This window comes from Chryseobacterium sp. MHB01, from assembly GCF_034651565.1.
In the GTDB taxonomy this organism is placed as follows: domain Bacteria; phylum Bacteroidota; class Bacteroidia; order Flavobacteriales; family Weeksellaceae; genus Chryseobacterium; species Chryseobacterium nepalense.
In genome coordinates, this window is the sequence record NZ_JAYEDA010000002.1 from 269,682 (window position 1) to 293,302 (window position 23,621).

The 23,621-nt window shown below is 41.7% G+C and carries 22 protein-coding genes; 13 read left to right on the forward strand and 9 right to left on the reverse strand.

Annotated elements, in window-relative coordinates; all coding sequences use genetic code 11:
• The first annotated feature begins 33 nt into the window (after positions 1-33).
• Both U9K52_RS04820 and U9K52_RS04825 read left to right on the forward strand, forming a co-directional pair.
• Entirely contained in the window at positions 34-471 is a 438-nt protein-coding gene (locus U9K52_RS04820) for a DUF1896 domain-containing protein (RefSeq protein ID WP_066434609.1), read from the forward strand.
• Positions 458-5,902: an N-6 DNA methylase gene (locus U9K52_RS04825; protein ID WP_213189190.1), complete on the forward strand. Its 5,445-nt coding sequence runs from the start codon at positions 458-460 to the stop codon at positions 5,900-5,902. Before U9K52_RS04820 ends, U9K52_RS04825 begins: the two co-directional genes overlap by 14 nt.
• A 65-nt stretch (positions 5,903-5,967) precedes the next feature.
• On the opposite strand, the gene mobC is transcribed toward U9K52_RS04825, so the two are convergent.
• The 3 genes from mobC to mobA all read right to left on the reverse strand — a co-directional run bounded on the left by mobC (position 5,968) and on the right by mobA (position 9,793).
• Positions 5,968-7,965 (reverse strand): conjugal transfer protein MobC, encoded by a 1,998-nt coding sequence (mobC, locus tag U9K52_RS04830; RefSeq protein ID WP_109568746.1) that lies wholly within the window; start codon positions 7,963-7,965, stop codon positions 5,968-5,970.
• Positions 7,966-8,066: 101 nt separating this feature from the next.
• Positions 8,067-9,353, reverse strand: coding sequence for a conjugal transfer protein MobB (gene mobB, locus U9K52_RS04835; RefSeq protein ID WP_066440843.1), 1,287 nt, complete (start codon positions 9,351-9,353; stop codon positions 8,067-8,069).
• An 8-nt stretch (positions 9,354-9,361) separates the two neighbouring features.
• On the reverse strand, positions 9,362-9,793 hold the full coding sequence (gene mobA / locus U9K52_RS04840; RefSeq protein WP_322925582.1) for a conjugal transfer protein MobA: 432 nt from the start codon (positions 9,791-9,793) through the stop codon (positions 9,362-9,364).
• Positions 9,794-10,491: 698 nt separating this feature from the next.
• Here mobA and U9K52_RS04845 point away from each other — a divergent pair.
• From U9K52_RS04845 to U9K52_RS04860, 4 genes are read left to right on the forward strand one after another with little or no spacing between them, the layout of a single operon-like run.
• Positions 10,492-11,259, forward strand: coding sequence for a ParA family protein (locus U9K52_RS04845; protein ID WP_003002404.1), 768 nt, complete (start codon positions 10,492-10,494; stop codon positions 11,257-11,259).
• A 12-nt stretch (positions 11,260-11,271) separates the two neighbouring features.
• Positions 11,272-11,676 carry a DUF3408 domain-containing protein gene (locus tag U9K52_RS04850; protein WP_002978223.1) on the forward strand — a complete coding sequence of 135 codons (405 nt, stop codon included), beginning with the start codon at positions 11,272-11,274 and terminating at the stop codon, positions 11,674-11,676.
• 2 nt (positions 11,677-11,678) lie between these two features.
• Positions 11,679-12,314: a hypothetical protein gene (locus U9K52_RS04855; protein WP_002978226.1), complete on the forward strand. Its 636-nt coding sequence runs from the start codon at positions 11,679-11,681 to the stop codon at positions 12,312-12,314.
• 30 nt (positions 12,315-12,344) lie between these two features.
• The gene (locus U9K52_RS04860) at positions 12,345-13,178 is read left to right on the forward strand and encodes a hypothetical protein (RefSeq protein WP_115050585.1); all 834 of its coding nucleotides are present in this window, start codon (positions 12,345-12,347) and stop codon (positions 13,176-13,178) included.
• Positions 13,179-13,343: 165 nt separating this feature from the next.
• Here the strand turns inward: U9K52_RS04860 and merA are convergent, their stop codons facing one another.
• From merA to U9K52_RS04890, 6 genes are read right to left on the reverse strand one after another with little or no spacing between them, the layout of a single operon-like run.
• On the reverse strand, positions 13,344-14,996 hold the full coding sequence (merA, locus tag U9K52_RS04865; protein WP_115050584.1) for a mercury(II) reductase: 1,653 nt from the start codon (positions 14,994-14,996) through the stop codon (positions 13,344-13,346).
• A gap of 30 nt (positions 14,997-15,026) precedes the next feature.
• The gene (gene merB / locus U9K52_RS04870; RefSeq protein ID WP_002978232.1) at positions 15,027-15,638 is read right to left on the reverse strand and encodes an organomercurial lyase; all 612 of its coding nucleotides are present in this window, start codon (positions 15,636-15,638) and stop codon (positions 15,027-15,029) included.
• A 19-nt stretch (positions 15,639-15,657) separates the two neighbouring features.
• Positions 15,658-15,912, reverse strand: a complete 255-nt coding sequence (locus U9K52_RS04875; RefSeq protein ID WP_228370512.1) for a hypothetical protein — start codon at positions 15,910-15,912, stop codon at positions 15,658-15,660.
• A gap of 43 nt (positions 15,913-15,955) precedes the next feature.
• Complete coding sequence (locus tag U9K52_RS04880; RefSeq protein WP_002978237.1) at positions 15,956-16,303, reverse strand: heavy-metal-associated domain-containing protein; 348 nt, start codon at positions 16,301-16,303, stop codon at positions 15,956-15,958.
• Positions 16,304-16,350: 47 nt separating this feature from the next.
• On the reverse strand, positions 16,351-16,956 hold the full coding sequence (merTP, locus tag U9K52_RS04885; RefSeq protein WP_002978239.1) for a mercuric transport protein MerTP: 606 nt from the start codon (positions 16,954-16,956) through the stop codon (positions 16,351-16,353).
• Complete coding sequence (locus tag U9K52_RS04890; RefSeq protein WP_002978241.1) at positions 16,953-17,330, reverse strand: ArsR/SmtB family transcription factor; 378 nt, start codon at positions 17,328-17,330, stop codon at positions 16,953-16,955. Before U9K52_RS04890 ends, merTP begins: the two co-directional genes overlap by 4 nt.
• Before the next feature lie 378 nt (positions 17,331-17,708).
• On the opposite strand from U9K52_RS04890, the gene U9K52_RS04895 reads away from it, so the two are divergent.
• From U9K52_RS04895 to U9K52_RS04925, 7 genes are read left to right on the forward strand one after another with little or no spacing between them, the layout of a single operon-like run.
• Positions 17,709-18,014 (forward strand): DUF4134 domain-containing protein, encoded by a 306-nt coding sequence (locus U9K52_RS04895; protein WP_034871415.1) that lies wholly within the window; start codon positions 17,709-17,711, stop codon positions 18,012-18,014.
• An 11-nt stretch (positions 18,015-18,025) separates the two neighbouring features.
• Positions 18,026-18,358 carry a DUF4133 domain-containing protein gene (locus tag U9K52_RS04900; RefSeq protein WP_115050582.1) on the forward strand — a complete coding sequence of 111 codons (333 nt, stop codon included), beginning with the start codon at positions 18,026-18,028 and terminating at the stop codon, positions 18,356-18,358.
• Positions 18,355-20,859, forward strand: coding sequence for a TraG family conjugative transposon ATPase (locus U9K52_RS04905; RefSeq protein WP_322925584.1), 2,505 nt, complete (start codon positions 18,355-18,357; stop codon positions 20,857-20,859). The genes U9K52_RS04900 and U9K52_RS04905 overlap by 4 nt, the downstream gene beginning before the upstream one ends.
• Positions 20,860-20,886: 27 nt before the next feature.
• Positions 20,887-21,519 (forward strand): DUF4141 domain-containing protein, encoded by a 633-nt coding sequence (locus U9K52_RS04910; protein WP_322925585.1) that lies wholly within the window; start codon positions 20,887-20,889, stop codon positions 21,517-21,519.
• A gap of 3 nt (positions 21,520-21,522) precedes the next feature.
• On the forward strand, positions 21,523-22,518 hold the full coding sequence (gene traJ / locus U9K52_RS04915) for a conjugative transposon protein TraJ (RefSeq protein ID WP_024566595.1): 996 nt from the start codon (positions 21,523-21,525) through the stop codon (positions 22,516-22,518).
• 19 nt (positions 22,519-22,537) lie between these two features.
• On the forward strand, positions 22,538-23,161 hold the full coding sequence (gene traK, locus U9K52_RS04920; RefSeq protein WP_322925586.1) for a conjugative transposon protein TraK: 624 nt from the start codon (positions 22,538-22,540) through the stop codon (positions 23,159-23,161).
• 11 nt (positions 23,162-23,172) lie between these two features.
• Positions 23,173-23,601 carry a hypothetical protein gene (locus U9K52_RS04925; RefSeq protein WP_002978258.1) on the forward strand — a complete coding sequence of 143 codons (429 nt, stop codon included), beginning with the start codon at positions 23,173-23,175 and terminating at the stop codon, positions 23,599-23,601.
• Positions 23,602-23,621 lie beyond the last annotated feature (20 nt).

Below are 23,621 nucleotides of genomic sequence, written 5' to 3' on the forward strand. Positions count from 1 at the left end.
AGGATTTAAGTAAAATTCTAAACAAAATATAGTATGGACGTACAGCAAAAAGACCTATCGTATTTCAGATTACGACTGCAAGAATTATTAAACAGCAGCTTCCCCGAAAAGGTACACGACCAAAAATTTATAGACCAACGGTCTTCGTGGGCTGCCAACGCTTATGAGGGGGCGTTCCGGTCGGGAAACGCCTTAGAGCAATGCAATGAAATAGCTAATTACATATTGTTTGAGGGCTTACACTTCTCCAAGTTCGACACGGTTTTTAAAGTGGTATGCAATGAGTTTGATACCATAATGGCAGATGAGGAACTGCGACCGTTCGCCCTGAAAATGTTTCCTGTTTGCGAACCTGTATTTGCAGGATATGAATTAACCGATGATTTCATCCACGGGTTTGAGTTCGATTTACTCTATACCGAACTGACCGGAACCATCGCAATATGGATTGAGGAAAATGGGCTTCAGTAAGCGGTTCCATCTCCAACAGAATATTGATGCCCTGCGAATTGTTTTTAAACTGGAAAAGGAGAAACGGCAAGCCACCGTAGGCGAAAGACTGCTAATGATGCAATACAGCGGATTTGGCGGTCTTAAATTCGTTCTGAACCCCTTTGAAAATGAAATAGACATCAATAATTGGAGAAAAACGGAACACGACCTCTTTCCGATTACGCAGGAACTCCACCAACTACTCAAAGAAAATTCCGAAGACGATAAGCAATACCGCAGGTATGTGGATAGTATGAAAAGTTCTGTTTTAACGGCTTTTTATACCCCGCCAGAGGTCATAGATGCCATTTCATCAGCCTTGCGGGATAGCGGTCTGCATATTGATAAATTCCTCGAACCCTCCGCAGGTATCGGCTCATTCATACAATCCTTTTCGGAAAGTCAAAAAGCCAATGTTACTGCCTATGAAAAGGACTTGCTGACAGGCAAGATTTTAAAGCAGCTCTATCCCGAAAGCAATGTACGTGTAAGCGGTTTTGAGGAAATTCCCGAAAGGGAACAAAACAGCTATGATGTAGTAGCCAGTAACATTCCTTTTGGCGATACTTCCGTATTCGACCTTTCTTATTCCCGAAGCAAGGACAATGCAAAAATACAGGCTGCCCGAAGCATACACAATTACTTCTTTCTGAAAGGTGCTGATATGCTCCGTGAGGGTGGTTTGTTAGTTTATATCACTTCACAAGGCATATTGAACAGCCCTAAAAACGAACCCATACGCAGGGCGTTAATGCAGGATAATAATTTGGTATCGGTTGTAAGATTACCTAACAACCTGTTTACAGAATATGCAGGTACGGAAGTGGGAAGCGACCTGATTATCCTGCAAAAAAATACGGCAAAAGAAAATCTGACCGACAGGGAAGATCTGTTTTGCCGAAGCAATCCAACCGAATACAATACACCAGGCAATGCCTTGTTTCAAAACAGTGCAAGGATTGTGCATACAGACTACAAATTAGATACTGACCCATACGGACAGCCTGCCTTAATCTATACGCATAAAAATGGTGTTGATGGGATTGCCAAAGATTTGAAACAAATGCTTTCCGAAGATTTCGGTAAGCATCTGAATTTGGGTTTATACAAAGGCAAACGGAACGATGAGCCTATTATACAAATTCCGATTGAGCCAAAGGTTATACCTCCGGTAATAGAGCCTGTAACCATTCGGCAAAAACTACAACCCGAACCAACTCCGGTAGTCCGTCAGGAAAGCCCGCAGGAATTGAAACAACTAAGCATTTTCGACCTGTTTGAAAGTGCGGGCGAACCTGTTGCCGTAATTGCGTTACCCAAAAGAACTACCCGAAGCAAAAAGCAAAGCACCCGAAAAAGCAGAGATACAATAGGTCGCCAAACCGATCTGTTCAGTGGTGCATTGCAGCAAACCTATATACCGCCAAAAACCAACGGTACTGCTAACGGTACTCCAAAGATAAACAGCAAAAATCAGGAAGCAATTGGCGACCTGTTTTCACAAATAAACGGGAATGGCCAGACTGATAAGTCAGCCGTTCCCAATGCCATTAATAACGCCATTCCCGAACCTACCCCGTATAGTGGCGAACTGCAATCATTCCACCGTAATGATTGCCTTGTTGCGGATAATGGTTGGGTTGGTTATCTGCAAGATGTCGAAAGAAACGAAGAAAAATCATCAGCAACCTTTCATACATTGCAATTACCGACTTTACAAAAAGCAAGAGCCGAAGCCTATATTGCCGTAAGGGACAGTTATATTAACCTCTATCAAAAAGAAGCTGAAAGGCAAACCGAACACAAGGAAGAACGGGAAACGCTGAACCTCCTTTATGATGCCTTTACTAAAAAATACGGCAATCTGAATGCTGCCGACAATGCCAAGCTCATAAAGACAGACAGCGCAGGTAAGGAAATACCGTATCTGGAGCGTATTATCGGGGGCGTAATTCACAAAGCAGATATATTCAGCCGCCCCGTTAGTTTTTCTACTACCACATTAGCAACCGACAATCCCGAAGAGGCTTTAGCGTCATCGCTGAACAAATACGGAAGCGTGGATTTGGATTTTATGTCCGAAATCAGCAGCCTGCCTGCCTATACGCTGAAAGAAGCCTTGCACGGGCGGTTGTTCTACAATCCGCTACAACAGGAATATGAAATTGCTGAACGGTGGATAGCGGGCAATGTTGTTGAGAAAGCAAATGATGTACGAGCATATCTCGAAAACAATCCTGATGATAAGGAAGCCAAAGAAAGCCTTACCGCTTTAGAAGAAGCCCGACCAAGACGGATTGAATTTGAGGAACTTGATTTTAACCTCGGTGAACGGTGGATACCCACGGGAATTTATGCCCGGTTTGCTTCGCATTTGTTTGATGCCGATGTACTGGTTCATTATTCGGAAAGCTCCGACGACTTTTCCGTAAAGTGTCATCAGGGCAATATGCACATTTGGGAAAAATATGCAGTCAAGGCAGAAAGCCGAACATTTGATGGTATTGCGCTGCTCAAACACGCCCTTGTCAATACCACGCCGGATATTACCAAAAAAGTAATGGTTGGCGACCAAGAGGTCAAGGTACGGGATATGGAAGCCATACAAATGGCGAACACCAAGATTGATGAAATCCGTACCGCCTTTACCGACTGGCTACACGCACAGAACGATGAGTTTAAAAACAGGCTGACCGACCAATACAACGATACCTTTAACTGTTTTGTTCGCCCGAACTATGACGGCAGCCATCAGGACTTTCCGGGATTAGACCGAAAGGCAGCAGGTATTGAAGACCTGTATTCAAGCCAAAAGGACACCGTTTGGATGATAAAACTGAACAACGGCGCTATCTGCGACCACGAAGTAGGTGCAGGAAAAACGCTGATAATGTGTACAGCAGCACAGGAAATGAAGCGGTTGGGCTTAGCCCATAAACCAATGATAATTGGGCTGAAAGCGAATATACCTGCCATTGCTGAAGACTACCGCAAAGCCTATCCACACGCTAAAATCCTTTATCCAGGTATTGATGATTTTACACCTCAAAAACGCCTCCGGATTTTCGGGGATATTAAAAACAACGATTGGGATTGTGTGATACTCACGCACGACCAGTTCGGAATGATACCGCAATCGCCCGAAATACAAAAGGAAATCCTCGAAATAGAATTAGACAGCGTAGAGCGCAACCTCGATGCCCTGCAATCGCAAGGTAAGGAAGTAACAAGAGGGATGCTTGCGGGTGTAATCAAAAGGAAAGAAAATCTTGAAGTAAAACTGAAAACACTCCAACACGATATTGAAAACCGCAAGGATGATATTGTGGACTTCAAAATGATGGGTATAGACCATTTGTTTGTGGACGAAAGCCACCAGTTCAAAAACCTGATGTTCAACACCCGTCATACAAGGGTAGCCGGACTGGGTAATGTGGACGGGAGCCAAAAGGCACTTAACCTGCTCTTTGCTATCCGCACCATTCAGGAGCGAACCAATGCGGATATGGGTGCAACCTTTCTTTCAGGTACAACCATCAGCAATTCCTTAACAGAACTGTACCTGCTGTTCAAATACCTGCGCCCTCGTGCATTGGAAAAACAGGGCATTCATTCTTTTGATGCGTGGGCAGCTATCTATGCAAGGAAAACGACCGATTATGAATTTTCGGTAGCCAATAATATAGTCGCTAAAGAGCGTTTCCGCTACTTCATCAAAGTGCCGGAACTGGCACAGTTCTATTCTGAAATCACAGATTACAGGACGGCAAAGGATATTGGTATTGACCGCCCCGAAAAGAATGAGGTATTGTACAATATACCGCCAACGCCCGACCAAGAAGATTTTATCCAAAGCCTGATGCAGTTTGCTAAAACGGGCGATGCTACTTTGCTCGGAAGATTACCGTTATCGCAAAGGGAAGAAAAAGCAAAGATGCTCATTGCTACGGACTACGCCCGTAAGATGTCCCTTGATATGCGAATGGTAAGCGGAATGTATGACGACCATCCCGACAACAAGGCTTCGCATTGTGCGGCAAATATTGCCAAGTATTACAACCAGTTTAATGCACAAAAAGGAACACAGTTCGTTTTCTCTGATTTGGGAACCTACAAGCCAGGCGAATGGAATGTGTACTCCGAAATAAAACGCAAGCTCGTGGAAGACCACGGCATACCTACAAACGAAGTAAGGTTTATTCAGGAAGCCAAAAATGATAAGCAGCGTAAAGACCTCATCAACGGAATGAACGAGGGTAAAATCCGTGTGCTGTTCGGCTCTACCAGTATGTTGGGAACGGGTGTTAATGCACAGAAAAGAGCCGTTGCCGTTCATCATTTAGATACGCCGTGGCGACCGAGCGACCTTGCACAAAGGGACGGGCGGGCTATCCGAAAAGGCAACGAGATAGCCAAATTCTTCGCTGATAATAAAGTTGCTGTGATTATCTATGCCGTTGAAAAATCTTTGGATAGTTATAAGTTCAACCTGCTGTATAACAAGCAACTTTTTATCGACCAGTTAAAGACTAATAACCTAAGCAAAAGAACGATTGATGAGGGAAGTATGGACGAAAAATCGGGAATGAACTTTTCGGAATATGTGGCAATCCTATCAGGAAATACAGACCTGTTGGATAAAGCCAAACTTGAAAAGCAGATTGCCGGATTGGAAAGCGAAAAGCAGGCGTTTAACCGTTCTAAATCCAGTGCCAAATTTAAGGTGCAGGATTATACGGAAATGTTGCAAAGTACCCAATCCCGTTTGAACCGGATGAGTACAGACTGGGAAAACTTGCAGCAACGCCTACAAAAGCATTCAGACGGAACAATCGCAAATCCGGTGCTGTTGGATGGCTTACCGCCGAATGCAAACCCGAAACAAATCGGTACGAAACTCAACCAGATTGCGGATAAAGCTCGTACCGCAGGGCGATATGAAGAAATCGGCAGCTTGTATGGTTTTACGCTGTTGGTTAAAACTGAAATCTCTGAAAAAGAGGGAGCAGATATTAGGGTAAACCGTTTTTTGGTTCAGGGCGAGGGCAACATCAAATACACCTACAACAACGGCATAATGGCGAAAGACCCTGAAACCGCAGCAATGAATTTTTTGAGGGCTTTAGAAAAGCTGCCGGGCTTTATTAAGCAGGAGCAGGAGAAAATTTCTGAAATACAAAAAGACCTGCCCATACTTCAGGAAGTGGTTAACGGTACGTGGGCTAAGGAAAGCCGATTGAGCGAACTTAAAACGGAACTGGCTGCTGTTGAGAGGAAAATACAGCTATCCATTACACCGGAAACAAAAGCAGATACTCCGGAACAAGTGGAAAAGCAGAAAGAAACCCCAATGGTTCAGGAAAGCATTGTACGGGCAAAAGGTATTCATATACCTCGTGGTATATTGTAGTAATATAGCATACGGGCAAAATAAAAGGGAGGTGTTAGACGGTGTTAGACTTCCCTTTTATTTTATCACTCCTGTACCAAATGCTGTAAATCGGGGTCATTCTTGATGCGTTCCATTTCACTTACAACAATATTTAGTATATCTGATTTTATCTGTTTGTAATTGGCTTCAATTTCCTGCTTCATTTTATCTTCACCCTGCTTATCAACAAAGGACAGGATTTCCGGTATTTTCTGATAGGCTTTTGTTTCGGCAGCAACTGTTTCATTATCTACCACAATTTCGGCGTGAAATATTTTTTGCTCGATACGTTCATCAAAGTTATCCGATACAGAACCTACAAACATACCTTGTGTCAAAGTTGAGATTTTTGATGCAGGTATGAGGCTGTCTAACTGTGTGGATATCGAAGTAGATTTATCATTTCTGTTAATGGTCATACTTTGGCGTTTCTGCAACACCTTGCCGAAGCGTTCAGATAAACTTTTTGCCGTTTCTCCAACCACCTGACCACTGAATATATTACCAACCGTGTTCTGTATTACCTTGCTCTCTTTGTCGCCGTAATCCCTCGTTAATTGCGAAAAGTCCTGAAAGCCCAGGCAAACGGCTACCTTATTACTTCTCGCCGTTGCGATAAGGTTATCCAGTCCCCTAAAATAAATTGTGGGCAACTCATCTATGATAACCGAACTCTTTAACTGCCCTTTTTTATTGATGAGTTTTACAATCCTTGAATTGTACAAACCCAAAGCTGCGGAGTAAATATTTTGACGGTCAGGATTGTTACCAACGCATAAAATCTTCGGCTCGTTCGGGTTGTTGATGTCGAGCGTGAAGTCGTCGCCAGTCATTACCCAATAAAGCTGCGGGCTTATCATTCTTGATAAAGGAATTTTTGCAGAAGCAATTTGCCCCTGTAACTGGTCTTGTGCGCCGCCTTGCCAAGCATCCATAAAGGGCGATAAATAATTCTCTAAATCAGGGTATGAGGTAAGAATTGTGAATACGTCCGAATACTTTTTATTCAGTAATTCAATGGCGTGCGGGAATGTGCAATACTTGCCGTTTTCATAGATTTTCAGATACCAAATAATAGCTGCAAGCAAGATAATTGGGCTTTCCACGAAAAAATCCCCTTGCTTCTGTATCCACGACCTGTTGAGGTTCAGCATTATGGTATAAGCTGCTTCGTAAGCATCGGAAATATCCGTCATAAAGTCGGGATTGAGTGGATTGCAACGATGGCTCTTGCGTGGGTCGTCAAAATTTATCACATAGAATTTCGGCTGAATTTTATACTTGTCGCGATGCTTCAGTAAGTGATTGTAGGCAATGGTAGAAAGGTCGTCGAATTTGAAATCGTAGATATACATACTAAAGCCTTTCTCAATCTGCTGCTTGATGTAGTTATTTACGATAGCATAGGATTTTCCTGAACCCGGAGTACCCAACACGATAGATGCCCTGAAAGGATTTACGATGTTTATCCAACCGTTGTTCCATTTGCCCTTGTAGTAAAATTTGGTGGGCAAGTTGACGGAGTATTCATTTTCCATCAGCTTGGTTTCCTGTTGGAAGCTCTCGTTTTCATTATTGAAAACGTCGTCCATAAGGTTAGTACGGAGCAAACGGCTCATCCATACACCTGCCATCAATAAGGAGATATAACCTAAAGAGATGGTAAGGATATACAGAAATGTGCCTGTTGCCGGAGATAGCTTTAATAATGAGGTATTAAGAAAAAACAGCACAAAGCCTACCCCCAAAGCCACATAAATTTTAGACCAGGTTATCTTCTCATTTTTTACGCCTTTCGTTCCTAAGCAACTCAAAGCCAACAAAACCAAAGCAAATGCTTTGGTGTATAAGGTATGTGAGAACAAACCTGCCGTTCTGTCGAAATTGCCCAGTATTTTGTTGATTACTTCCAACGTCCACCCACGTTCTAAAAAGAAACCGTAGCAGAACCAATAAAGGTGCATCAGTACCAAAAGAATACTGACTGCCCGCATAAAAGCCATTATCTTGGCAAGCCCTCTTAAATCGTCTTCTCCCTGCATTATTTTAAGTTTTAATGTTCGGGCGTGAATTTAAAGGCTCTATGGAGTGGCTATAAGAAAGTGGCAGCCAGTGGCGTTGTGTGGCAGTATTTGGCTGATTACTATTTCTGACCTCTTTGGCGTTTGCGTTTCTTCTTCATCTTGTTAGCAAAATCCAATTCTTCATAATCCTCGCCCTGGGCTTCGGGTAGCAAACCGCCCAATGCTTCAATCAAACCGTCTTCGTGTTTTTCCGTAGTTAAGAAATCGAACAAATGGTGTGCTTCTTCCGCAGGAAGATCCGCATCATTTGATGTGGATATTTTGGGTTGCTGTAAAGCAGGTTCTTTTATCTCCGGTTTGATGTTATTGTTCCAATAATCATTAAAGACATTGGCAGAAAGTTCCTTTGCTAAGCGTGAACCGTTCCAAACCGTTTTAGAATTATGGTCTATAAAAGTCATTCCGTAAATGCGACCTGTATCATTCCGGCGTACCACTACGTTAATGCCCTGTTCAGCCAATTGCTTTTTGAAAGCCTGCTCATCGCTCGTTGTTTTCAGGGCAATGGTAGCGGCAGCTTTTAGGGTTTGCTTGCTTGGGTGGTCTTTTAAAGCTGTTTTGCATTTCGCAAAATGCAATTCCAAAGCAGGTAGCCCTGCGCCCTTGCCGAAGAGGGAAGCCTTAAACGGATGCCCGGCTCTTTCGCCTTTTTCATTTAATGGAATGTACAATAAACCCTGCTGCATTTTTCCCTGCAATTCTCCTTCGATTTTCTCGGCGGTAATATTGAAAAGAGATAGCAAGGCATTGTATTCGCCCAAACTTTGGTACTGGTAATAGTTCGGCAGGTGTCGGACTACCGAAGCGATTTGGCTTTTTACATCGCCTGCCCTATAATCTACCGGACGGAAAACCTTATCATTCTGATTGCGCTCTTTATCTGTTGCGGGTATCAACCCGTGTTTTTTTTCCAACTCCCGGCACAGGTTCATAGACCGCATTTTCTCGAACTTATCCGAAATTTTTTTGCCCTGCTCATCAACACAAACCGATACAATATGGATGTGGCTGCGGTCAATATCGGTGTGTTTGAATACTACAAAAGGCTGTTCGCCGTAACCCATTTCACGCATATATTCCTCTGCTATTTCCCGAAATTTATCATCGCTTACCTTGTCATTCGGGTCGGGGTTGAGCGAAATATGCAAAGTATGTTTCTCGGTATTTCGGTTGGCAATCAGATAGGGCGCAAAAGATTGGGCTAATTGTGCAACGGAATAATGCCCGTTAGCGGTTTCAATTATCTTATTGGCGAACAAAATTTGTCCGTTTTCATTTTCTACTTTGAGCTGATTGTACGCCAATGCTCCGTATAAATTCCCGCTTCTGCCAATCTTTGCTATCATTTCTACCGCTATTTTTTGAGGTATTTTGCATCAAATTCCTCGCTCATCTGAATGATTTTTTGACAGAGCATCGCCATTTCAGCCGTTTGTTTTTCCAGTTTGTACAGGAATGCTGCGGCTTTTTTCTCCGAAAAATTCTTGTACCACAGCTTTACAATTTGGTTGTAGTTCACGCCTATGGAACGGAACTGGCTGTGAAAAGAGGTCAGCCGCATATAAAAATCAACTGTTCCTTTGTCAATCTGAATGGTCTTTATGGTCTTGTCAAAGATGCAGGACGTAATAAAATGCGCCTTTACCTGCATACCTGATTTGTCAAAAAGAGCAAGAAAACGGGCGTGTTCCTGCTCGTTAAAGGAAATCGTGTATCGGATGTTCGCCGGGTCTTTTTTCGGGCGGCGTCCGGTCTTCTTCTGTTGCTTATTGTTATTATCATTCATCACTAATCCATTTTAAATCCATACAAAACCCTGACTTCGGAAGGTGTTTTCTGCCCCTGCAAAGGGCAAGTTGTTTTGAGCATCGGAAATCATTCCGAGATGCTCAAAACACAACTTGCCGTGTTCTGTTGAACACAAAAATCCGCCCTGCGGGACGGATTAAATGTAATAGGGAAAAACGGCTCGATGCCGTTCCCGTTACCTTCCGTTTTGTAAAAAGACTTTTGCATAAATCCGTTAATAAAAATATTTGTACAAAGTAAAGCCCTGTTTACGAAAGCATTGTATTGTATAGTAGTGCCAAACAGTGCCTTTGAACGCCAAACACTGCCACAGCTCAATCAGCGGTTAAATCAATCGCTTTATTTGCCGTATAATTTTAGTGCAGGTAATAAAAAATGTATCTAAACAAAGAAGAAAATCAGGTTTGCAAACAGGTAGTTTGGAATAAAAGCATAAGGTTTTAAAAGCATAAAACAATAAAAGTGTAAAAGCATAAAAGCGGTAAAGCAATTTACCTGTTGCAAGTTTTTCCACTTGCCAAAGAATGTACCTGACAAGGCAAAAATGAAAGCAGATACCTGTGCAGGAAAGTACCCAAAAGGGAATGCAGGAATATAGGAATGAGGTAATAATCAGATAAACCAATATTCAATCCTGCAAAACAAATAAAGTGTGTAACAATAAATTTTTAAATAATGGAAACAACAAAGAAAACTTTAAAAATCAGCTTCTCCACCCAAAAAGGCGGTGTGGGAAAATCTACAATGACCACTTTGCTGGCAAGTGTGCTTCACTACCGTTTAGGTTTTAATGTGCTGGTGATGGACTGTGACTTTCCGCAGCACAGCCTGACCAATATGCGTGAACGGGATAAGAGAACCATAATGCAGAACGACTACCATAAAAAGGCGGCAATGAAGCAGTTTCAAGCCATCAACAAAAAAGCGTACCCGATTATTAAATGCAAAGCTGAAACAGCTTTGGAGAAAGCATCGGAATACAGAAGCCAGTCGGTGGTTGTACCGGATGTTATTTTCTTCGACCTGCCGGGAACAGCCAATACCAAAGGCGTACTGACTACCTTAAAAAAAATGGACTTCATCTTTTCGCCCATTACTGCCGACCGTTTGGTAGTGGAAAGTACATTGAGCTTTACCAAAGCCTTTCTCGGACTTCCAAAAACGGACGAGGGCAATCCCGAACAAGAGATGTGGCTGTTTTGGAACCAAGTGGACGGCAGGGAAAAAACAGGTTTGTATGATGCGTATCAAAGTGTCATCAAAGAACTCAACCTGCCTATAATGGAAACAAGAATAATGGATAGCAAGCGTTTCCGAAAGGAAACAGACGATACAGGTAGTTATGTATTCCGGTCAAGTTTGCTGCCTGCCGAACCACAGTTAATGAAAACAACTAAAATGGATTTGTTTGTCGAGGAATTTTTAAAAATCACTCATCTATAAAAATAGTAAAGTATGGCTTCAGATAACAAAAACAACGATTTTGAAAAGCCCAATGTTGATGAGGAATACCTTATGAACATCATAAGCGGCGATGAGCCTGTTGCTCCACCGAGCAATAACAAAAAGCAGGATGTACCAAAGGAAACAAAGCCCAGGGAAAAAGTCCGTAACAGTTCATCAAAGAAAGCGGACTATGAGGAAACGTTTTTGGTCAATCGGTTTCCATCGGGGCGTAACGGCAAGGTCGTTTACATACGTCCCGAATACCACGAAAGGTTAATCCGCATTGTGCAATTAACAAGAGAAGAAAAGACTACACTCTATTCTTATATCGACAACATCCTTGAACACCACTTTAGGGAGTTTGGGGATGATATTACTGATTATTTCAACGAACGTTTTAAACCCATTTTATAGTTATGGAAATAGTAATTGTGATATGCCTGCTGATTGTGATTGCCCTGCTTGTGCAGGACAAGATTGTAATCAAAAAAAGTTCAGAAAGAAAACCGATACAGGAAAAAAGCAACCCTAAACTGCCCGATATTATGGGGCAACCTAGACCTAAGAGAAGCCTTTCGGTGCCAAACAATGCCACCGAAAGCCAAGTTGAAAAACCAGAAATAAATCCTGATAATTTTGACATAGAATACGACGAAAATGAAAACGTCGGCATTCAAATTCCGCAGGAAGAGCTGGACGAAGTTTTCAGTAATATGCCTGATTTTGGGGAAGAGGAGGAAGAATGGAATAGGTACGAATTATCCGATGGCGATAACGGTTTCGCCCAAGGGGTTACCTTTGAAGAACTAAGCTCCGTGGGGATACTGCTTCAAAAAGAAAAACTGGAGCAATCTCAAAAGGAAACAGCGATAGCTATAGTTCAGAAAATACAGGGAACCGAATTATTCAGCCTTTTGGAAAATTCTATGGAAGGCACTTCTCGTAAAATAGCAGAGCTATTGGATAGTAGCCTTTCTTCTGAAACGGAAACCAGTTCTTCCACTTTGCGGAAAAATGATTTGGAAAATTTCGACATTGGGGAGTTTGTATAGACTTCCCTTTGTCTTTTAAAACAACGAAGTATGGAAAGAGAATTGCCCAGTATAAATATCGAGGGAACAGATTTCTTGATCGATATAAATAAGGTCGAGTTAAGGGAAAAAAACAATCCAGTCAATACCATTTCAATTTACGTAATGAGCGATGTAGAAGATGGCTACGCTTTTAACTATAGTCTACAGGAGAAGAACATTCCGAACCTTATAAGTAACGGAGAAGACACTTCAGTAAAGATACCGGAACTCGTTGTGCTTGATCCAGCAGGAATGGCAGAAAAGTATAAGCTAACACCCCAAGAATTAGAAAATAAAACAGACTTCGACTTGATGGTGGATCAGACGGCATTCAATGACAGAACCCAAAAGGGAATGCTTCCTACAATCAATATTGAAGGTCATACATTTTATGTTGATATACGCATGGATATGCTTCGCCCCAAAGATGATTTCTTGTCAAAAGGAATTGTCTTTGATGAAATAGATCATTATTTCTCCGAGGAAGCGAATGCTTACATCATTCCCTACAACCCTAAAACACGCGAATTTCAAGAGTTAGATTATGATAGTATTCTGGTATTTCCAAAAGACCTTATCGCCGTTCAATTTCCTTTTCAAAGAGATCTTGATCCAATTGGTTGGAACCGAAACGGAGGTTGGAATATCAAAGAAGATTTAAAGCGTATAGGTCTAAAATCTCATTTTGAAGCAAAGACAATTCCCTGGAAGGAAACATTCCTACCACAAATAATAACAGAAAATCTGATGGTGCTGAAAGAAAAAACGATCAAGAAAAAACTCCAAAACAAGTCTGTTTCCTTTTCAAAAAAAGAGCAAGGAAGCAAAGGGCGAAAAATGTAACCTCTTTAAAAGAGGATTAGTAAGAAGCACGTCGAACATCATTTTGTTCGATGTGCTTCTTACTAATAGCTACCAATTAAAATGGCACTCACTGCCAAGTAATTCCTCTCACTATCAATTTTGGAAAACGGTGGAAATTAGGGGCTAAAAGCACAAACCTATTCATCAACTCGCACAACAACTCAACTTTGAGACGTCCTTTCCAAATGTTATGGCTGCTAATTTTATGCCTTCTCCTAATGTCAAATAAGGATAGAAACTCTCAGCCAATTCCCTTACTGTAATACCGTATTTGATAGCCATACTTAATAGTTGAATAAGTTCCCCGCCTTCGGGTGCAACTACTCTTGCACCTATCAGTTTGTCAGTTTCGGTATTGCGAATGAGTTTGATAAAACCCCTTGTGTCGTTTGCTGCAATGGCTCTCGGTACGTCTTTAAGTTCCAGTTTTGAAACTTCAAATGGAATGCCTTTTGATTCTGCCTGTGCTTCATCTAAACCTGCCCCTGCAATTTGTGGGTCAGTAAACACCACCCAAGGTAAAGAAGAATAATCGGCTTTATTATCTGTTCCTGAGAACGCATTTTCAACGGCAATTTTACCTTCAAAAGCGGCTGTATAAACAAATGCAGGGGTGTTGGTTACGTCACCTGCTGCGTAAATGTTAGGTAGATTGGTTTCCATTTTTTCATTTACAGCGATATGTCCGCTTTTGGTGAGTTCCAAACCAATGTTATCTAACCCTAATTGGCTTGTATTGGCTTTTGTGCCTGTGGCAATTACTACCTTACCTTTTTCTATAATTTGCGTAAATGAACCGTCAGCACATTTACAGTGAATGATGGTTTCATTCCCTTGTTTCTCGAATTTCACGGCTCTGAAATTAGGTAAGATTTCAATGCCTTCTTTTCGCATTTGGGTTTCCAATGCTTCACTGATGTCTGGGGTTTGTGTCCGTAGAACACGGTCGGTAAATTCAATGATTCGGACTTTAACGCCTAAACGATTGTACGCCATTGCAATTTCCAAACCTATGTAACCTGCTCCCATAATGGTCAAGCTTTCGGGTTTTTCTTCCAAGTCGAAAAGGGAAACGTTGGTCAAGTAGTCAATTTTGTCCAATCCTTCAATAGTCGGAATGTTGGTCGTAGCTCCCGCAGCAATTAAAAATTTGAAGGCTTTGTATTCCTTGCCATCAACCAAAATGGTTTTGTTGTCTTTGAATTTTGCCCAACCTTTTAGCATAGTCAGGTTTTCAAAATCGCTTACCACATCCATATATTTTTTCTCTTGAAGTGTGGCTACTAATTTTTTCTTGTCTTTGATGATTTGAGCGAAATCAATATCAACTCCTTTTGGCTTGATGCCTTCAAAGTTGGAATGTGTAGCGTGATAAGCCGACTCGCCTGCACGAATAAGATTTTTAGAAGGCACACAACCCACGTTGACACAAGTACCGCCAAAGTCCAAACCACCGTTTACCATTAAGGTCGATAAACCTAAACTTTCGGCTTTGATAGCTGCCGAAAATGCAGCCGAACCACCACCGATAATTATTAAATCAAATTGATTATTCCTACTATTTCCATTTTCAGAAATTTCACTTTTTACACGATAGTTTTTTGTGCCGTTAATGGTATTGATGATTTCTTCTTTACTTGTTTTGGTAGGGTCAAAAGAACATTCACAAGTAGCTTTTGGGTAGCTCACATTGGCTTCTTTAACACCCTCATTTTGTGAAAGCATTTTTTTTATTCCTGTGGCACAATGGTCGCAGGTCATACCTGCAATTTCCAATTTTATTTTTTCTTCTTTCATCTTATTTTTTTAATTTATTTAGGACTATACTTAACAACATTTCATTCCTATGTTTTTAGGCTCAAAGAAATCCTCAAGCGTCAATATTTTTCCATCAGGATTATTTTTTAACCATTGTTTTGCTGTTCTTTCGCTTGCAAAAAATGAAACGTGATTACATAGCGACCCTTTAATATTGCAGGTGTCAACAGATTCTACCCAAGAAATAAATAAAGGATAAGGAGTTGTCCATAATAGCTGACCTCCGTTTATTTGTAATTCTATGAGAGAACTATCAATTGGGTCGGACGAATGAACATTGACTTCCACATCTAACCATTCAGCAAACAGAATGGCATCTACTACACACCATGTGTATAACATCTTACCATTTACAATAAAGCGATGTTTGGTAGGAACTGTAGATAGACCAGAAAATGCAATAATATTTCCTTGTACATCGGTTTCGCCCAGTTTATTCAAAATAGCGTCCGCTTTATCTTTGGACACTTTTATTAGTTTATAAAATCTGTTTTTAGATATAGAACTGCCTTGCATCAATTCTTGAAATATTCGTAAAATAAAATCGCTATTCTTTATCTTAAATTCAGAAAAAAGAATGTCGTTTAATTGACCGTCAATATATTTTCGTTGATTTTTCATAAGTTTTCTATTTTGGGTTTTACTGCAAACATGCTTTACTTCCTATAATATCGCCATCTGATGCACTCCAGATATAAGAAAGACCATCTCCTGTTGCTGTAGCTGTTACTTTTGTGGTTGCCCCAATCGCAATGGTGCTTTGTTCCGCACTCAAATCTGTGTAAGAAATGGTCGAAGTACCTGTTGGGGTGGAAGAATTAGTACCGGGAGTTGAAGAATTTGTTGGTTTTACTTCCGGTTCCTGTACTTCTTTATTACAACTAGCTACTATCATCCCGATAGTAACAATGCCTAAAATTAATTTTACAGTTTTCATATTATTTAGAATTTTCTTTAATGATTTCGGCTTTATAACCTGTTTTTTCAATTACTTTTATGATAGCTTCAGGATTTGTTTTGCTTGGGTCGTACTGGATAGTTGCCAAATCGCCCGGATATTCCACTTTGTGTTCAATAATGCCGTCCACTTCTTTGAGGGCATTTGAAATATGGTTGGAACAACCTGCACAAGTCATTCCCGTGATTTTCAGTTGCAGGGTCTTACCTTCTTGCTGGTTTGTATTTGCTGTTTGTGCTTTACTGTCAGTCGGTTTGCAACATTGAGCATTAAGCTGAGCAATTCCAATTAGGAACAAAGCACTCAATAGAATTAAATTCTTTTTCATAGTATAATTATTTAATTAAGTTCTTAAATACGAGGGGCAAAAAAATACTATTTCTTGCCAACCACTTTGTAACCTGTACCGTTGATGGCTTCTTCAATTTGAGCAAGACTCACTTTGGTTTGGTCAAATTCTACTTTGGCAGTCGCTTCTTCATAAATCGCATCTACCTTAACAATGCCTGGCAATTTGTTCACATCATTTTCTACGTGTGAAGCACAACCATTGCAAGTCATTCCTTTTACATCAAAAGTTACCGTTTGGATGTCAGAAGCATTGACGATTACAACTTCCTTGTTGTCGTTTGAAGGATAGAAAATGTGTGCGTAGTTCGGAAAAGCGAGCATCAAGGCTGCAAATACGGTTACAATTCCCAAGAATGTTTTGGTCTGCATAAAGGGTTTCTTTTCGTCTTCTTCGCAATCACATTGAATTTCTTCGGCTGTTCGTGGTTTAAGTTTCTGATACCAAGCAAAACCCAACACCAAAACAGTGATACCGATTAGATAAGGTCTTGCTGGTTCCATCCACGAAAATGTAGATGCCACTCCTGACGCTCCTGAAATAAGAGCCAATACAGGTGTAATGCAGCAAAGTGATGCTGCTACTGCCGAAAGCACTCCCGCTCCGACAAATCTGTTGTTTTTCTTGTTCATACTGTTTCCTTTTTTGAATTGTTTATGATGTGTTTAAAAAATGGACGAAGTAAAGTCAGTTGCTCTTGTTTCAAAGAGTAGAAAATGGTTTGTCCTTCTCTTCTCCCTTCAATGACGTTTCCGTCTTTTAGTTTTCTGAGGTGTTGCGAAACGGCAGGAATGCTCATTCCGAGAATGTCTGAAAGGTCGCAAGGGCAGAGTTCGTTTTCTTCTTCTAAGAGAAATAAGATTTTCAACCTTACTTCGTTTCCTGCCAATGCTAAAAGTCCACTCAGTTGGCTGAATGCCTTGTCGTTGGTTTGAAGTATTACTCTACAATTGTCTATTTGAACCTTGTCGGCAAACACACGGATACACGATTGATTGTTTTCCATAATTTCCTTGTTTAGGATTTAATAACGCAGCAAAAATACAAATAGTTTTCTTATTTAAGCAAATACTTAAATGATAATTTTAATAAATCTTTTTTTTAAGCGGTGGGTCTCTTGGGACTTTGTTAAGGGGATAAATAAATACCCAGTGTCTTTTTAGGATAATGGAAAACTTATAAAATCATAAGGGAGAAATTTTATCAGCTATTCTGTATCGAAATGTTTGGCATTTTTTCATGCTCCATTATCAACTATAACGCCACTCACTGCCAAATCATTCCTTTGACTGTCACTTTATTATAACGCCTTGATTTCTGAAACACCTTTGTTCAGAAAGCCCGCGAGAAGTGGGAATACAATAACAAATTAATGTGTTTAATCATGAAAAAACAAAGAAAAAAAGTTTTGCTGGCAGCTACATTGATGCTCTCAGGAATCGGTGCATTCGCCCAGGGAAATGGTACAGCAGGTATCACAGAAGCTACCCAAATGGTCACCTCTTATTTCGATCCCGCCACACAGCTTATCTACGCTATTGGTGCCGTAGTAGGACTCATCGGAGGTGTTAAAGTGTACAACAAATTCAGTTCGGGCGACCCCGATACATCCAAAACTGCGGCAAGCTGGTTTGGTGCGTGTATCTTTTTAATCGTGGCAGCTACCATCCTGCGTTCATTCTTTCTTTAATCCTCTAGTTTATGAACAATTACAACATAAACAAAGGCATAGGAAGAACGGTGGAATTTAAGGGTCTGAAAGCACAATACCTGTTCATTTTCGCAGGTGGGCTGCTCGGCACGCTCATCTTCGTGATGATACTATATATGACTGGCTTAAACTCTTACATCTGCCTTTTTCTCGGAGCAGGCGGTGCTTCGCTGATTGTGTGGCAGACCTTTTCACTGAACAGGAAATACGGCGAACACGGATTAATGAAGATAGCCGCTAATAAAAGGCATCCTCGATACATCATCTGTCGCAAGCCTGTACACCTCTATTTAAAATTCACATCTAAACAGAATGCAGTATGAGAAATGTATCTAAAACAACAACGCTGGAAAATAAATTTCCTTTATTGGCGGTAGAAAACAACTGCATTCTTTCCAAAGATGCAGATATTACCGCCTGCTTTGAGGTTCGTTTGCCGGAACTGTTTACTGTAGCTTCTGCGGAATATGAAGCCATTCATTCCGCCTGGCATAAGGCTATCAAGACCTTGCCTGATTTTACAGTTATTCACAAACAGGATTGGTATATTAAGGAAAGCTATACGCCCAATTTGGCAATCGAAGACCAGAGCTTTTTATCGAAGTCTTACCAACGTCATTTTAATGAGCGACCGTTCCTAAACCATTACTGCTACCTCTTTTTAACCAAGACAACTAAAGAGCGTATGCGTATGCAAAGTAATTTTTCATCGCTTTGCAAAGGTTCGCTGATACCAAAGGAAATCAGGAACAAGGAAACAATACACCGCTTTATGGAAGCGGTGGCACAGTTTGAACGTATCGTGAACGATAGCGGTTTCATAACCCTGAAACGTCTTACCGAAGATGACATTATCGGAACGGACGAAAAACAGGGATTATTGGAACAGTACCTTACGCTATCAAGGGAAGCTGGAACACCGATGCAGGACATCGCTCTCGGAACGGAAGAAGTCCGTATCGGGAACAAAAGGTTGAGCCTGCACACCTTGTCCGATACTGACGATTTACCCGGAACGGTATCGGCTGATACCCGTTTTGAAAAGCTATCTACCGACCGAAGTGATTGCCGTTTGTCATTCGCCGCACCTGTGGGCTTGTTGTTAAACTGCAACCACATTTACAACCAATATTTGTTTTTGGATAACAGCGAAGCCAATCTACAAAAGTTTGAGAAGTCCGCAAGGAATATGCACTCACTGGCTCGTTACAGTCGTGCCAACCAAATCAACAAAGAGTGGATAGAAAAGTACCTAAACGAAGCCCACAGTTTTGGGCTATCTTCTGTTCGTGCTCACTTCAACATTATGGCGTGGTCGGATGATCCGGCAGAACTGAAACAGCTAAAAAATGATTGTGGTAGTGCTTTAGCATTGATGGAATGTAAACCCAGACACAACACTACCGATGTAGCAACATTGTACTGGGCAGGAATACCGGGTAATGCAGGTGATTTTCCCGCAGAGGAAAGTTTTTACACCTTTATCGAACCTGCATTATGCTTCTTCACGGAAGAAACCAATTACCACAATTCGCCATCACCATTTGGTATCAAGATGGCTGACCGCCTGACTGGAAAGCCTATCCATTTGGATATTTCGGATTTGCCGATGAAACGTGGAATTATTACCAATCGTAACAAGTTCATACTCGGTCCATCGGGAAGTGGTAAATCTTTCTTCACAAACCATATGGTACGACAGTATTACGAACAAGGCGCTCACGTTTTGCTTGTTGACACTGGTAATTCTTATCAAGGATTATGCGAACTCATTAAAGGTAAAACTAAAGGCGAAGACGGTGTTTACTTCACCTATACCGAAGATAATCCGATTGCCTTTAACCCTTTCTATACCGATGATGGTGTGTTCGATATTGAGAAGCGGGAAAGTATCAAGACTTTGATACTAACCTTATGGAAACGTGACGATGAGCTGCCAACCCGTTCTGAAGAAGTTGCCCTTTCCAATGCTGTAAGCGGTTATATCGAACGTATCAAACAGCAAGATGTGTCCCCGTCATTCAACGGTTTCTATGAGTATGTAAAAGGCGATTACCGCAAGGTGCTGGAAGAAAAGCAGGTCAGGGAAAAAGACTTTGACATTGCCAACTTCCTGAACGTACTCGAACCCTATTACAAAGGCGGGGAATATGATTACCTGCTGAACTCCGATAAGCAGTTAGACCTCTTATCCAAACGCTTTATCGTGTTTGAGATTGATGCTATTAAAGACCACAAAATCCTCTTTCCCATTGTGACCATCATCATTATGGAAGTGTTCATCAACAAGATGCGCCGATTGAAAGGTATTCGCAAGCTCATCCTGATTGAAGAGGCTTGGAAAGCGATTGCCAAAGAAGGAATGGCGGAGTACATCAAGTACCTGTTTAAGACCGTCCGTAAATTCTTCGGAGAAGCGATAGTAGTAACGCAGGAGGTCGATGACATTATCCAGTCGCCCATTGTGAAAGAAAGTATCATCAACAACTCCGACTGTAAAATCCTGCTTGACCAACGCAAGTATATGAACAAGTTTGATGATATACAGGCGATGCTCGGACTTACGGACAAAGAGAAAGGGCAGGTACTTTCCATCAATATGAACAACGATGCCAGCCGCCTTTACAAAGAGGTTTGGATTGGCTTAGGTGGTACGCACTCGGCAGTCTATGCCACCGAAGTTAGTTTGGAGGAATACCTCGCTTACACGACCGAAGAAACCGAAAAAATGGAAGTGATGCAGCTCGCATCCGAACTGGACGGTAATGTAGAACTCGCCATTAAGCATATCGCAATGCAAAGGCGGGACAAAGTAAATCAATAGTCATTAACATTTTAAAATTCAGAAACAATGAAAAAAGTATTGTATCTGGTGTGTACGGCAGTGATGCTCGCCGTAGCACCGTCAGCAAAAGCCCAGTGGGTTGTAACCGACCCCGCAAATTTGGCTTCAGGAATTATCAACTCTGCGAACGAAATCATACAGACTTCTTCGACCGTGAGCAATGTGATAAAGAACTTCAACGAAGTGAAGAAAGTGTACGACCAGGGCAAGGAGTATTACGATAAGCTGAAAGCTATCAACAACCTTGTGAAAGATGCCCGTAAGGTGCAACAAACGGTATTGTTGGTAGGCGATGTGTCCGAAATGTACGTGAACAACTTCGGCAAGATGATGAACGACCCAAATTTCACACCGCAGGAATTGGTCGCTATCGGCAACGGTTATTCGGCATTGCTTAATGAAAGTACCGAACTGCTAAAAGAGTTGAAGCAGATTATAACCGCCACAGACCTTTCACTCAATGACAAAGAGCGTATGGATGTTATTGACCGTGTGTATAAAGAGGTAAAGGATTACCACAGCCTTGTACGCTACTACACCAACAAAAATATTTCTGTAAGCTACCTAAGAGCGAAAAAGAAAAACGATGCCCAAAGAGTGCTTGAACTCTACGGAACTGCTAACCAAAAATACTGGTAAACTATGGAATGGGATAATCTTCACGAACTCCTGCGGTCGCTTTATGATGATATGATGCCGCTTGCAGGCGATATGGCGGCAGTCGCTAAGGGTTTGGCGGGATTGGGAGCATTGTTCTATGTAGCATTAAAGGTTTGGCAGGCTTTAAGCCGTGCCGAACCTATTGATATGTTCCCTTTGCTTCGCCCGTTCGCTTTGGGGCTTTGCATAATGTTCTTTCCCACCATTGTTTTGGGAACCATCAATGCGGTACTAAGTCCTGTGGTAGTAGGAACCCACCAAATACTCGAAGACCAGGTGCTTGACCTGAACAAGCTGCAACAGCAGAAAGACCAGTTGGAATACGAGGCAATGGTAAGAAACCCCGAAACCGCCTATATGGTATCAGACGAAGAGTTTGATAAAAAACTGGACGAACTGGGATGGTCGCCCTCCGACATTGGAACAATGGCGGGTATGTATATGGACAGGCAAGCCTACAAGATAGAGAAAGCCATAAAGGACTGGTTTCGCAATCTACTGGAAATACTCTTTCAGGCGGCGGCTTTGGTCATTGATACCATACGAACGTTTTTTCTGATAGTCCTCTCCATACTCGGACCAATAGCCTTTGCTATTTCCGTATGGGATGGCTTTCAGTCCACGCTCACGCAATGGCTCACGAGGTACGTCAGCGTTTACCTGTGGCTTCCCGTTTCGGATTTGTTCAGCTCAATGTTGGCAAGAATACAATCCCTCATACTCGAAAGGGATATAGCAATGCTTGCCGACCCGACCTACATACCTGATACGAGCAATACCGTGTACATCATCTTTATGATTATCGGCATCATCGGGTACTTCACAATCCCGACAGTAACAGGTTGGGTAATCCAAGCCGGAGGCGCAGGAAACTTTACCCGCAATGTAAACTCCACAGCGATGAAAGCCGGAAATATCGCCGGAGCAGGCGCAGGCTCAACAGTTGGAAACATCGGCGGTAAACTGATGAATAAATAATCATTAATCATTCTAAAAAATGGAATTTAAAACGCTAAGAAATATCGAAAACAGCTTTAGGCAGATAAGACTATATGCCATTGTGTTTGCGGTTCTCTGCATTGGCGTGGTAGGTTACGCCGTATGGCGTTCCTACCGCTTTGCAGAAGAACAACGCCAAAAAATCTATGTACTGGATAATGGTAAATCCCTGATGCTTGCCTTGTCGCAGGATGCGAGCATCAACCGCCCGGTTGAAGCAAGGGAACACGTCAGGAGATTTCACGAACTGTTCTTTACGCTTGCGCCTGATAAGAACGCTATTGAAAGCAATATGAGCAGGGCATTCAACCTTGCCGACAAAAGTGCCTTTGATTACTACAAAGACTTGTCGGAAAAAGGCTATTACAGTCGTATTATATCAGGAAACGTACAGCAACGCATCGAAGTAGATAGTGTGGTCTGCAATTTCGATACCCATCCTTATGCGGTACGAACGTATGCAAAACAATTCATCATTCGGTCAAGCAATGTAACCAGGCGTAACCTAATTACTTCCTGCTACCTAGTCAACTCCGTTCGCTCTGACAACAACCCACAAGGCTTCAATATCGAAAAATTTGCAGTCGTGGAAAACAGGGATATAGAAGTCATCGAACGCTAAAAAACAATCTTATGGAAACATTATCAGATTTAAACACGTTCGCAAAAATCCTTACAGAAAAAGGATATAACGGCTATTTTCATACGCAGGGTGCGTATGCCGGAAAGCTGAAAGAAAGTATCAGCGATTACCTTGAAAGCTGCCAAAAAGGTGCAGATACTTTGCCTAAACAAGACTTGTTGTTGACAGGCTACCTACAATGGTCGGGAGAAGACAAGCCAAGTGTAGAATGCAGTATGTGGGTAAATTATCTGAACGGCAAATTCTCACTCAACAGAATGGAGGTGGCAAGAAAAGACCAATTTGGGCAATTGCTAAAAAAATCGGAACTGACAAACCTCTCTTTAATAGTCGTACCCAATGCAGTTGAGGTTATTGCTTTGGTTAATGATGAACAAAAGCAAAATGTGGGTAAAATCTCCAAGCGGTTCAAGCTCTAACATCATCATAAAAAATTAAG